We start from the raw sequence: 12,239 nt of genomic DNA on the forward strand, positions 1-12,239 counted from the left end.
AAAAACTTTTTGATTGTGCCTTTTTTTGTATTCTGGTGTCGATTAAATTTTATGCGCGAATTCGACAAATTGTATGTATCACTTCTTTAATTTCCTTTAATTTTTCATTAAACCATTCGACCATTTCTTCTTTTTGATTTGGTAATGGCAAAAAGGTTACAAGTGGTATTTCAAACCAAGCTATAACCAAACCATCATCATCGTAATAGTCAAACGGGCTAGTTGAGGAGCGAACAATTTCTAGTAAAGCATATCCGGTTGGATGATCTTCTTGACAGTATAGGCTCGCAAATAGAGTAGGAGCTTGATTTTCTTCGGCACTATCAAAATCAAATCCAAACATTACTTCGGCATCATTATCATCACCTAAAACATCTGTTGTTAACACAGCATATCGGTTATTTTCAGGTATTTGTTTTAGTTTTTCCGTTTCGTACTCATAGGGTGTACCAAAGTAGTTGGTAAATGTAGGTTTCACTAAATCTAGAATCTCGTCCATTTTTGAAAGAGTATTTGAAATGCCTGTTAATACAATCATATCTTCAATTTTGAAACTTGAAGTTTCTACCATAATTTCACTCCTAGAATTAGTTATCATACTTCTAGTGTATCAGAAAAGAATTTATGAATATATACCCATTTTTACATTTTTTACTAATAAATATAATTGACAGAGGAAATCGTTTTAAAGGATAAGAGGGAATATCCTGTGCCTTTTACTTTTAATGTGGCATCTTTGATATATATTCTTTTTGACGACTTTATGAGTGAAATCAAAAGGGGAATTGGCCATAAAGATATTGCAACTTATCTAGTTCAAGGCAAACAACGTCATCTTGTAAAAGAAAAGAAAGAAAAGCGAATTATGAAGGCTGTGAGTAAGACTTTATTCTCTTTTGAAACTCAATATGAAGAAGAGCCGGAGGAAGATGAACAGGTAGTGGATTTGTCTATAAAAATGAGACAAGCTGAAATCTTACGAGCGGAGATTTTACTACATGATTTGGAAAGCTATATGGATGGTATAGATGTGGCATTTGAAGAAATGCTCCAAATCGTCTATTTGAATTTCATAGCTGAAATTAAGGAGAAGGGGAATACTTCTCAAATTCAAAAAGCATTGATTCATAAAATAAATTCATAAAAAGAGCAAATGAAGACCGCTACCTTGTTGACAATAGCGGTCTTCATAATCTTGGGGTATTCTATATCAAAATTTAAGGGAGAGCGAAATTATATGTTTATTGTACTATGAATTACTAGCGTTTTATAGAATGTCATGTGAACATTTTGCAAAGTGAGAATATGGATATGTTAATTCGATTTTGTTAATGTTCTCAATGAGAATACTAGGAAAGAGCTAATATTGAGATAGCTACGGAAGGTACGATTTGCCCTTTATAAATTTTTTTGGAAGATGGTTAGGCTCGTTTCCATAATACGAGAAGTAAGATCCGTTGTTCTAATTTCGTTTGCTGAGAAAATCCTCGTTCGCCTTCCTGTCTGCCAAAATCAATGGAAAGATGCACAACTTTACCTACTACATTATGTGCTCTTAATCGTGCTGTTACATCATCTGCCATTTCTCTAATCATAATTTCAACTTTTTCATCTTGATAATCTCGCAATAAAATCTGACTCTTGCCGTAACTTCGTTAGCGGGATGGCATTTTTTCGGAGAGTATAGACGCATCTAGCCCATTCCCGTGATATACTAGCTGCTCTCCAATTACACCTAGTCATTCCCATACTATTAAAGATTTTAACTGTGTGTGCCAATTCTCTACAAATTAGTTGGTTTTATTTTCCAAATGCATTCGGAATCTCTTTGTATCCCCAATATGCAATCCAGTCTGTTCTTTACTTACTTTCTATATTGAGTACTAGTTTTACCATAAGTGGGTTAGGGCAAATTCCTACCGTCGCATAAAGCCCTAATTCATTTAAAATATCTTCTTGAATTTGTTTAGCAATTGAAAATTCATCTCCAAACAACCTGGTGCTTTTTGATACATCTAACATAATCTTGTCTATACTATAGCAAGATCAAAATCGTTACTGATATACCTCCTGAATATATCTTGTATCAGTCGATTCACTGTATATATATTTTTATGCGTGGTTTAACTATATGATAAGTAGAATCTGCTAAAAGATACAATCTAGTATGAACAATTGAAGAAAGTCGTTAGAGAAAATCCAGATTGGGATAATGAAGAGATGGCTAAGGCATTGTCAAAGCGAACTCACAAGCAAACATCTTTGTATTAAGGAGAAATGGTTGGATGCCTGAATGTGTAAAAACCACACAGGAAAACTAGTATAGTGACCTTGCTATTCAAGGAATAGAAAGAGAGATTGCTAGTTTACAAATTATCGGAAAGTCAGTTTGTAACTATTGACATTACAATCTTATTTGAAATACAATTAGTTTGTAGTGTAAAACATTACAAACATAATTTTAAGGAGGAGACAGAAATGACAACAATCGTATTAGTCGGAGGTAATGGTTACATCGGTCGCGAAGTCACAAGACAGTGGTTAAAAAGGGATTTGGAAGCACAGTTTTATGTGACCAGCCGGAGTGAGCGACAGGAAATCAAGGACAGCCGCGTCCATCACATTCAAGTTGATGTCAACGATGCTGCTGCGTTTGAAAAGGCTTTGCCTGAAAAGGTTGATTACATAGTAAACCTTACCTATGGCAGCGTGGAAGCGCTCAAAACCATTCGTGACTTTGCCGAGAAGCACGGTGCCCAGGCTATTGGTAATATTGGCTGTAATGCAGCAGTTCCAGGCTTTGAGGACTTCGTAAAAATGAAGGAAAATGAACTACAATTTCTTCAGGAAGGTAAGGTGCGTGTTGCAAACTACGACCTAACGATTGCATACGGCGTAGATAGAAACGACGACCTTTTGAAAGCTGTTCAGTCCGGCAATTTTGACGAACTACCACCTGTTCATGTTGAAATTGTTGCCCGTCTTTTGATTGACCGTCTTACCAAAGATTGGTTAGCATAATGTGATCAAAGTCATAACAGATAAATGGGGATAGCTCGAAAAATTTGAGGGCTATCCCTGTTTGACATTGCTTATTGTAATATGAATTGTTACAATAAGTGAGGAGGTGACTCTTTTTGAGGGTAAGCACACAATTTACTATTGCAGTTCATGCACTTATCATGATTGCATATTTTCCAGATATTCGTGTTACCAGCGAAATGGTTGCGCAAAGCGTGGGAAACAATCCGGTTACTATCAGAAATATATATGGAAAACTTAAACAAGCTGGCATTTTATCTGTCCAACGGGGAACTGGTGATACTACATTAACAAAACAAGCAAATGAGATTACTTTATGGGACGTTTATAAAGCGGTGGAAACAGACGCTGTTGACGAAATATTCAAATTTTCCGATACGTTATCTGATGTATGCCCAATAGGTAGCTCCATACGAGAATTGTTGCTTATCCATTTGCAAGAAGCTGTCACTTTGTTAAAGGATTCTCTATCAAAAACGACGATAGAAGAACTCCGGTTTGAAATTGAAACGCATTGTAATAAAAAGGTTGATTTTCCGGCGATTATTGCTTGGTACAAAAAGAGCGGCTTTGATATAGATAGAAACTCATCTTTAGAATAATATAGGAAATAGCAAGAAACGGTAAATAAAAACTGTTGTTGCGGTGGCAGGATAGCCATGGGGCTAAACAAAATACAGCAGCCTAAGGGCGGTTTTGAAATAACAATCAAAGCCGTCCTTTTCTTTTTTAAAAAATGGGAATAAAGAGGGTATTTATTGAATTACCCCCACCTACTCTACAATATTTTGTTGAGGAAGGGGATTCCTGAGTAAATAATTTTCATGAAGGAAACAAATTAAAACTCGAACAAAATTCTCAACTAATGAAAGGGTGAAAATGGATGTGAAATGGGCTTGTTCAGATAAGACAGGGTCAGAGCATAAGGTTTTTGGACATACCATTTTCGGTCCTGGTGGAGGAGCTCATGAACTCCATGTTCATCCTAATGCAGAAGAAATTTTATACGTCATCAAAGGGCAGGGAATTGCGATCAGTGGGGATGAAGAATTTGAAATTGGCCCAGGGGATTTGATTTTTGTACCAAAAGGTGATAGACATTTCTTTAAAAATACACATCCTATAGAGGATTTAGAAACTGTATGGATTTATGGAGGAGCTCCTTCACTTGAGAAAGCTGGATATATTACTTTAGAAAAGGAGGAAACAGGTCGAAAAGCCTAGCAATGCAGGATAAAAATATTAATTACCATGATGATTTTCATCTTACAATAAAGTTTAATAAGTAGGAAAATTCACGGTTAACCACCAAAGTGCATGAAGGATCAACTCTACAAAAACAGAAAAAAGTGAAATGGAGCGAATCCATTTCACTTTTTTCGTTATTGGAAGTTAGTTATGTTCTAGCCTGTTTTTATTTCACTTGACTGAATTATGTTCAGTTATATATAATTGAATCAGATTCAGTCATAAATTATGCTGTAGGAGCTGACCTTTGAAGGTGATTTACAATTATTGGAGGGGTTCGGTATTAATTCAAAGATATCGATACTGATTGTACAAGTGAGTAGAGAAACTGTCGATTGATATTCCTCGATTTCAATTACGTGACACACGGGCACAATTCGCTGTTTTTTAGAAAAGATATAAAGGTTAATAAAGTAATAGATATGATAATGTTTTTCGTTTTTGAACATTTTGCTTAAAAACAAAGGGGGCTCTATTATGGATATTAATAAACAAAATCATCCGTTTGATACAGCAACACAGTTGAATAGAAAATCAGGGATATACTACGGACACACATCAGAACGATATGCCAATATGGTTGGACCATTTGGCGGTGTCATTGCGGCCACTCTTCTTAGAGCTGTAATGGAGCATCCGGAACGAAAAGGAGAGCCAGTGGCCCTAACTATTAACTATGCAGCACCAGTTTCAGACGGTGATTTCAACATCAAGGCAACACCGGCTAGAACGAATCGCTCTACACAACATTGGTTCATTAAACTTTGTCAAGATAAGGGTATTATTATCACGGGCACTGCAGTTTTTGCAATTCGGCGCGAAACTTGGTCTTCTACAGAGATGAAGTTTCCGCATGTACCAAACGTAGAAGAAGTTAAGAGTTTTCCGTCAGAAGGGATGCCTCCTTGGGTACATAACTACGACATGAAGTTTGTCCAAGGGCCACTACTTGCAATATCACAACCAAGTACAAAAGATACTTCCGATTCTGTCACACTCCAGTGGATCCGGGATGAGCCACGAAGACCCATTGATTTCTTATCCCTTGCGGCGATGTGCGATGCCTTTTTCCCGCGTATTTACGTGCGGCGTAAACAAATGGTACCTATTGGTACCGTTTCGCTCACAATTTATTTCCATATCGATTCGGAAGCACTCACAGAACACGGCTATAAAGAGGTGTTAGGCCATGCTCGTGCACTTCAATTCCGTGATGGCTTCTTCGACCAGACAGCGGAAATGTGGAGTCCAGAAGGTGAGTTGCTAGCTACAACCAGCCAGCTTGTTTATTACAAAGAGTAACATTGCAGTCTATACTTAAAATGAAAGAAAAAGTCTGTTAAGTGTCAGATAAAGTTAAAAAAAATTATGGAAATAAGATAGAAGAATAATGAAAAGAAACAAATGGTTCTACACCCCAACGGGCGCTTTCCTAGAACATAGAAGAGCACTTGGTTTCATTTTAGGACCTGATTCTATAGCATTGCTAATAGATATTGAGAGGAAATGCACTTATATAGGTTTTCATCGAACTTTTTATAAAAACTCCTCAACAAAAATAACCCGCCCATTTTGATCAAGTTTTTCAAAATGGGTGGGTTTATATATTGTAAGGCTAATACTTGAATCAATGCTGTACCTACAATGTGTAAAGTAAATAATCTTTTCATTTTCATTTTTTCTATTTGACTTATGAAATCTGTTTTTTTACTTATACTAATCATACTTCACTGAATTTAGTTCAGTTAAGTATGATTGAACTAAATTCAGTCATGTTGAATACTACACACAGTGAGGAGATAAATTATGAAGAGAATATCAAAAGAACCTGATATAAGGCGTCAAGAGCTATTAGATATTGGATTTAATCTATATATGAATAAAGGAATGGGAGGATTCGGGATTAAGGATGTCGTTAATAATGCAGGAGTAGCAACGGGCTTATTTTATTATTATTTCAAATCAAAAGAAGAATTTGTTGATGAGTTGTTGAATGATTTCATTGTTAAAAACATTGTGTTTATCCAAGAGATACTTGTTTCAAAAGAACTTCCTATTATACAAAAACTAAATGATTCTCTTGAAGTTTTTTGGACATTTATAGAAAAATTAGCGCCTTATAAACACGCGAGTTCGTTTCAGACAGAACAACACTTTCGACTTGAAAAAAAATTATTTCAGCAATTACAGCCACTTATACAACAGGTAATTGAAGAAGGAGTAATAAATCGTATTTTTCATACTAATAACACGTACTTAGCTTCTAGATATATTTTATTTGGTCTCAGTAGTATCGCCCATTCGGAAAATATAGAGTTGAATGCTGATACGAAGAAAGAAATGGTTCAATTAGTATTAACCACACTTGGATATAATCAAAAAGAAAATGTTAGCTAATTGATTCTGTAAAATCAGTTTTAGGAAAAAATAATAAGTATCCTAGTTACGCCTAATGAATTTCAAAAATAATAATGGATTATTATCTCAGAAAACATCCATTATTTCGTATAAAGGAGATTTAAAATGAAAATATTTATCGACGGAAACTCTTTATCACCAGAACAACTTACAAATTGGAAAAGAAAACGAATAAAAAAAACTTTTCATAATTTAGGACAAAAAGAGCCTCAAATTAGCAATACAGACGCGTTGCTAAAAGAATTAACTCAATTAAAGATGCAGTATTCCTATGAAGAAATTTACAATAAATTAAAATCTAAACTTAAACTAGGCGGAATAATTATGCATGTCTGCGTCAAATTTTCTGGAAATAAACGCAAATTTGCGAAAGCTGATTTCCATTTAGATGGTATTACAGCTGAAGACATCTTAAATGGATTTGATAATCTTATGCTAAAGCAATCAAAAGAAAATGATTTAATTAATTTATCTGCTTGTCCGGATCACTATGTATTAAGACCAATAACCGAAAATGGACAAGAAGTCATTGAATATACCGGGAATTCACCGTTTCCAGTTCAATTCTTTATTATTTATGGCGATGAGACAGGATTAACAACACCTAGAGACAATTCCTATCAGTTCCAATCTGCAGGAGTTGCACGAATGAAAGACGGTACTATTATTGGTGGAGTTCGACACCAATTCAAAAATACTGATACTGGAGTTGAAGTAAGGGCTACAGTTGAATTTCCAGCGCTATGTCCGACAAGCATTGTAAAAGCACACCAAATCCATTTAGCATGTGAGTTTTCTTACTGGCTACAATTTATAAAAAGCCAAAAAATGGGAATAACAGAACAATCCTGAATTGAATTTTTTATACATTGCTAAAGCTTGGATTGTTTTTATAAACAAAACAGTGACTTTGATAAAACAATGTCGCTGTTTTAAATTTTTTTTCAGCTTATGATAAAGTAAATAATTTATTGAAAATGAAGGTTTTTAATATAAAGGGCAGGTTTTTTATGTTTGCAATGATTTTAGGGATAAGTATCGGAGCTGTTTTTGCTGCTCAAACAGCAATTAATGCTCAGTTAAGAAAGTTTGTTAGTTCTCCTTATTTAGCTTCAATGATTTCATTTGCTGTAGGAGTCATTTTTTTATCTATCACAATATTATTTAGTGGGTCGCCTTTAGGTATTCCATTAAACGTATTCTTGAATCAACCTATCTATATATGGCTAGGGGGGATTATAGGATCAATTGCTTTAACTATCAATATTCTTTTGTTTCCTAAATTAGGAAGCGTTCAAACAGCAATAATGCCTATTTTGGGAATGACTTTGATGAGTATGTTAATTGATCAATATGGTTGGTTTAATTCAATTCAATATTCTTTTGGATGGAATAGAATAATAGGAGTGTTACTAGTCTTATTAGGTGTTTTTCTAGCTGTAGCTATACAAAACTCTCAAAATAGACTGCAAGCTTCTCAAACAATTAATGAAGAAAAATTGAATCAGTGGATTTGGCGTATAGTAGGTATAGTGGCAGGGATGTTACTAGCCATACAGATTGCTATCAATGGTCAATTGGGTAAAGTCCTTCAATCTTCTTCACATGCATCTCTTGTTTCATTCTTTGTGGGTACGGTAACTTTAATGATGACTGTTGCGGTTATTGATCGTTCTTATGCTAATATAAAAAAACCATTAAAGCTCTCAGCTCCTTGGTGGATATGGATTGGTGGTATATTAGGAGGATCATATATTTTAGTCAATGTTTTTCTAGTTTCTCAAATAGGAAATGGGCAAACCGTGATTCTCACTTTATTTGGTCAAATCATTGGTAGCTTAATAGTTGAGCAGTTCGGCTTATTTAACTCCAATAGAAATAGAATTAGACCAGTACAAATAGTGGGCTTAATAGTTATGATAGTGGGCATCTTTTCGATTAGAATCTTCTAAATAAAACTCTGATTGTTCCTTCATAAAAATGAGCTTTATGAAGGAACAATCAATAAAAGCATGTTTCAAATAAATTGATGAAACATGCTTTTTAATTTCCTTTCTAAAACGATGTGTTTCCTTTTTTAAAATTTAATGTTGGCATAATGATGATTCTTTGCATAATAACAGCGAAATCACATCACTTTATATTCAAAAATGCATATGGTTTTATTTTTAGGTTGATAAAACTGACTATTTAATATTGGCACGAGAATTGCATTAAATTAATAGCACTAGTGTTGAGTTAAATTATCATGTTAAGTGATCACAAACGGATAATAATCGTTTTTTATTCTTTTTGAAATGAGGTAGCTAATTATGCCACTAATTGGATTAGCATGCGGTGTAATATTATTATTTTACTAATCGTATTTTTAAAACTGAATCCATTCCTATCTTTGATAATTTCAGCAATATTTGTTGGTATTTTTCAAGGTATGCCCCCAATAACTATTGTTAAATCGATTGAAGCAGGTCTAGGAGGTACTTTGGGCCATTTAGCCATTATTATTGGTCTTGGAGCTATTTTTGGAAAAATTAAGATCGGTGTAACAGACTTAATAGATAACACGTTTTACCCCTGTGAAGGATGAACATTGGCGAATGATTGGTTACATTATAGAAGAAAAGTACAAGGTTTACATAAAGCATTTACTGAATTATTGTGTTGTCCTCAATGCGTTGAGGTTAGTAACGGCTATACAAAAGATGAAATGAAGTCGCTTCTTTCGTAAGACAAGCGGTGTGTTATCTTTTATAAAAAGTTATCGTACTGCTTTTTTGATGTCCAATTACATATATTAGGTATTAACCTAAAATACACAATTATTATATTTCAATTACACGTTAGCAAGACAATGGAAATGGGTAGATAAAATAGTAAGAAATAGCTGATTAATTAAGGTTAATTAAAGAAGAAAGGCTTCAACCTTTAATATATTAGGCTATTTCCTAATATAAAATTGTGATATATTGGAAAAGTGAATTAGTAAAACACACGAAAGAGTTGAGATAATTGACAGAAGAACAAATGACAAATCGGCCAAAAACGTATCAGTTAGATACCTTTAATGAGTTGCATGGTAGAGGAATGTCGATAGAAGATATTTGTTTAATGTATATAAAGACGATAGAAGATGATTTTCATTTAACAATTGACGAAATAGTAGACTATTTACAATGCTCGGATCGCTACGTAAGAAATGAAATACTACCTTATGTAGAACATATCCGTATTAATCAAGTTGCTAGAAGTATGCTTATGAAGTATGCAAAGGAGCATGACGAACCGAATGAGCTTTATAAGAAACGTATTTTATTTTCTTTATCATCGTTTCATAAGTTTTTCTTGAAAAATACAATTTATAGCAAGGCTTATATTCGTTTCTATATGGCTGATTTTGATTTTGAAGTGATGGAATAGCTGATTACTATTGTAAATGAGTATAATGCGAAATATGAAGAGAATTTAACTGTAGCAGAAGCATTACAAGATACGATAGATGCTTTAAAATCAAAGGATTTTATAAATCATCTCATAAAGACTAAATTTGCTGTTCCTCCAGAAAGCTTGTTATCCGCTAATTATATAAAAGCAGAAAAGGGCATTAAATATGATGTGATTTTTTATAAATACACAGCAAATGCTGGACTGAATAAAGTGGAATTTGGCTCTGACAAGAACGGTAATCCTATTTTTGTTCGATATATAAAAAAAGAAATGGATGATAGATTTTTAGTCAAAATGTAAGTAACTTTATATGAGCATTTGCAACGATTATATGGTGATGAGATGAAAAGCTGGTTATTAGAAGAAACAAAAAATAAATTATTGAAAGTTATATAGGGTAGGTACAGGTATGGTTAGGCTTGATAAAAAAACGATTGAATTATTAGAAAGTAGAAATTTGGAGTTAAATAATTTCACTGCTCGCATTAGCGTTGAATGTAATGGTTATAGTGATGACGAAAAGGATCATACAACTTTTGAAGTGACTTTTCATGAAGAAGCAGAAGAAATAGAACAAATTGGCTCTTGATGTATGACGCAACTAAAATGAGTGCAGCTGATATTCGGGAATGTGCAGATAACTTGGAATTTAGTTTGTATCAAGCGGTATCATCAGTCCGCATCTATCCAACAAAAGCCGATACTAAATTTGATGAAATGCATGGCTTTGAAAAGGATAATGAGAATACAGATATATTGCTTTATAAGGAGTATTTCAAAGAAATGGGGCTACCATTCCCATCACCTTATCCAGAAGAATTTCAACATGGTGTATTTGAAGGGAAGCCATATAATGCCCAAACCGAAAGCGTATATGGAAGAATCCTTGTTTTGCAAGATTGGGAGCTGAAAAATGAATATAAAACAAATGCTATTATCAAGGTATTATTTAGTAGCATGATGAAGGGTTTTTATTCGTTAGGACAAGATTGGATCATCTTTAACCCGAATGTAGCGGAAAACTACATGAAGGAAATGAATTATTTGTACCATACGAAAAAATCATATGAGAACTTCTTGGAGAAACAGGGGTTTATAAAGACATATGGTAGGTTGCATGATGGTGACTATTGTTATTGCTACCATATACAAAATAGATTGGATAAGCCCACTTTATCATTTTTTACAAACTAATTATAACTTATGGGAAATGAGGTTACAGAATGGCTGATTTTGATGCTTTAATTGATTTACCAGATGATAAGGTATACGAAGATTTCTATGCAGAATATCCAAAATTAAAAGAATTACTTAGTTATCCAGATTTTATTGATAGTTTTGGTGACGATTTTACAAAAATCAATTTTCATTGTGTAAATGTCATATTTCTATGGAGAAGTTTCGAGGATCATTACAAAAAGTTAGTAAACTCGTTTCATAATAATGGCATAACGACCAATTTTGAAGCCACCGTTTAGTTCGTTATTTTTACGCTGATGCTATTAGCTTAAGAGATGTTATTGGTAACGCTATTGATAAACAGAATTGGAAAAAGATTGAAAAATTTTTTTGTGCTGGACTTTTCGAAATTTGATGAATCGAAAATTAAGATTATAAGAAATCAAATACTGCATGATGGGGTATTAGGTATTTTAAGTCATTATAAAGAAGCATCTATTTCACATAGTGATTTAGCTGCACCACCTAGCAATATCGCACAGTTTTATTACATTGATGATTCAGGTTTCAAATATTATATAAATCGTGCAATTGTGACGGATCATTGTCATAAGACAATTAAAACTATATTCTCGTTTTAGATTAATAAAAGCAATTGCTGAAAATACTACATTGAAAGGAAATAGTGTGGATTTAGTAACTGTTGCCCAGGCATTACATTGGTTTGATAAAAAAACATTCAAAATCGAATGTCAACGGATTTTGAAACAAAAGACAAATGTTGATCTTGTTTGGAATAGCAGAGATTTAACTAGTCCGATTATTAAAGCGAATGCAGAAATTTGCCAAAAGACCTGTTCAAATTTTAATGAAAAATATGTTGATTACTATTTTAGAATAGATTATAA

General features: G+C 33.6%; 16 protein-coding genes and 2 pseudogenes. 15 read left to right on the forward strand and 3 right to left on the reverse strand.

Annotation, left to right across the window (positions count from 1 at the left end):
• Positions 1 to 49 precede the first annotated feature (49 nt).
• On the reverse strand, positions 50 to 571 hold the full coding sequence (locus TX86_RS07175; RefSeq protein ID WP_042347565.1) for a hypothetical protein: 522 nt from the start codon (positions 569 to 571) through the stop codon (positions 50 to 52).
• Between the two features lie 138 nt (positions 572 to 709).
• Between TX86_RS07175 and TX86_RS07180 the strand changes: the two genes are divergently transcribed.
• Complete coding sequence (locus TX86_RS07180) at positions 710 to 1,144, forward strand: hypothetical protein (RefSeq protein WP_042347567.1); 435 nt, start codon at positions 710 to 712, stop codon at positions 1,142 to 1,144.
• Between the two features lie 277 nt (positions 1,145 to 1,421).
• Here TX86_RS07180 and TX86_RS25650 read toward each other — a convergent pair.
• Both TX86_RS25650 and TX86_RS27590 read right to left on the reverse strand, forming a co-directional pair.
• Positions 1,422 to 1,640: pseudogene (locus TX86_RS25650) on the reverse strand (DinB/UmuC family translesion DNA polymerase); the annotation flags it as partial.
• Between the two features lie 220 nt (positions 1,641 to 1,860).
• Entirely contained in the window at positions 1,861 to 2,034 is a 174-nt protein-coding gene (locus TX86_RS27590; RefSeq protein ID WP_369126213.1) for a Y-family DNA polymerase, read from the reverse strand.
• Positions 2,035 to 2,478: 444 nt separating this feature from the next.
• Here TX86_RS27590 and TX86_RS07190 point away from each other — a divergent pair, with 444 nt between their 5' ends.
• From TX86_RS07190 to TX86_RS27180, 14 genes and pseudogenes are all read left to right on the forward strand, one after another.
• Positions 2,479 to 3,021: an NAD-dependent epimerase/dehydratase family protein gene (locus TX86_RS07190; RefSeq protein ID WP_042347569.1), complete on the forward strand. Its 543-nt coding sequence runs from the start codon at positions 2,479 to 2,481 to the stop codon at positions 3,019 to 3,021.
• A 116-nt stretch (positions 3,022 to 3,137) separates the two neighbouring features.
• A complete protein-coding gene (locus TX86_RS07195; protein ID WP_042347571.1) occupies positions 3,138 to 3,644 on the forward strand; it encodes an Rrf2 family transcriptional regulator in 507 nt (168 codons plus the stop codon).
• A gap of 277 nt (positions 3,645 to 3,921) precedes the next feature.
• Positions 3,922 to 4,266, forward strand: a complete 345-nt coding sequence (locus TX86_RS25655) for a cupin domain-containing protein (RefSeq protein ID WP_052343572.1) — start codon at positions 3,922 to 3,924, stop codon at positions 4,264 to 4,266.
• A gap of 501 nt (positions 4,267 to 4,767) precedes the next feature.
• A complete protein-coding gene (locus tag TX86_RS07205; protein WP_042347573.1) occupies positions 4,768 to 5,592 on the forward strand; it encodes an acyl-CoA thioesterase in 825 nt (274 codons plus the stop codon).
• Positions 5,593 to 6,096: 504 nt separating this feature from the next.
• Positions 6,097 to 6,687 (forward strand): TetR/AcrR family transcriptional regulator, encoded by a 591-nt coding sequence (locus TX86_RS07210; RefSeq protein WP_042347575.1) that lies wholly within the window; start codon positions 6,097 to 6,099, stop codon positions 6,685 to 6,687.
• A gap of 126 nt (positions 6,688 to 6,813) precedes the next feature.
• Positions 6,814 to 7,560, forward strand: coding sequence for a hypothetical protein (locus tag TX86_RS07215; RefSeq protein ID WP_042347577.1), 747 nt, complete (start codon positions 6,814 to 6,816; stop codon positions 7,558 to 7,560).
• A gap of 158 nt (positions 7,561 to 7,718) precedes the next feature.
• The gene (locus TX86_RS07220) at positions 7,719 to 8,660 is read left to right on the forward strand and encodes a DMT family transporter (protein WP_042347579.1); all 942 of its coding nucleotides are present in this window, start codon (positions 7,719 to 7,721) and stop codon (positions 8,658 to 8,660) included.
• A 380-nt stretch (positions 8,661 to 9,040) separates the two neighbouring features.
• Positions 9,041 to 9,295 (forward strand): GntT/GntP/DsdX family permease, encoded by a 255-nt coding sequence (locus tag TX86_RS07225; RefSeq protein WP_042347581.1) that lies wholly within the window; start codon positions 9,041 to 9,043, stop codon positions 9,293 to 9,295.
• Between the two features lie 422 nt (positions 9,296 to 9,717).
• Positions 9,718 to 10,125 (forward strand): hypothetical protein, encoded by a 408-nt coding sequence (locus TX86_RS07230; RefSeq protein ID WP_052343573.1) that lies wholly within the window; start codon positions 9,718 to 9,720, stop codon positions 10,123 to 10,125.
• Between the two features lie 436 nt (positions 10,126 to 10,561).
• Positions 10,562 to 10,741, forward strand: coding sequence for a hypothetical protein (locus TX86_RS25660; RefSeq protein WP_052343574.1), 180 nt, complete (start codon positions 10,562 to 10,564; stop codon positions 10,739 to 10,741).
• Positions 10,742 to 10,758: 17 nt separating this feature from the next.
• On the forward strand, positions 10,759 to 11,346 hold the full coding sequence (locus tag TX86_RS07240; protein ID WP_154663070.1) for a hypothetical protein: 588 nt from the start codon (positions 10,759 to 10,761) through the stop codon (positions 11,344 to 11,346).
• Positions 11,347 to 11,375: 29 nt separating this feature from the next.
• Positions 11,376 to 11,630 carry a hypothetical protein gene (locus tag TX86_RS07245; RefSeq protein WP_042347583.1) on the forward strand — a complete coding sequence of 85 codons (255 nt, stop codon included), beginning with the start codon at positions 11,376 to 11,378 and terminating at the stop codon, positions 11,628 to 11,630.
• A gap of 78 nt (positions 11,631 to 11,708) precedes the next feature.
• Positions 11,709 to 11,972: a hypothetical protein gene (locus TX86_RS07250; protein WP_154663071.1), complete on the forward strand. Its 264-nt coding sequence runs from the start codon at positions 11,709 to 11,711 to the stop codon at positions 11,970 to 11,972.
• Positions 11,944 to 12,198: pseudogene (locus TX86_RS27180) on the forward strand (methyltransferase domain-containing protein); the annotation flags it as partial. The gene TX86_RS07250 and the pseudogene TX86_RS27180, both read left to right, overlap by 29 nt.
• Positions 12,199 to 12,239 lie beyond the last annotated feature (41 nt).

It is taken from the genome of Bacillus massiliigorillae, from assembly GCF_000380245.2.
Classification (GTDB): domain Bacteria; phylum Bacillota; class Bacilli; order Bacillales; family DSM-1321; genus Bacillus_AD; species Bacillus_AD massiliigorillae.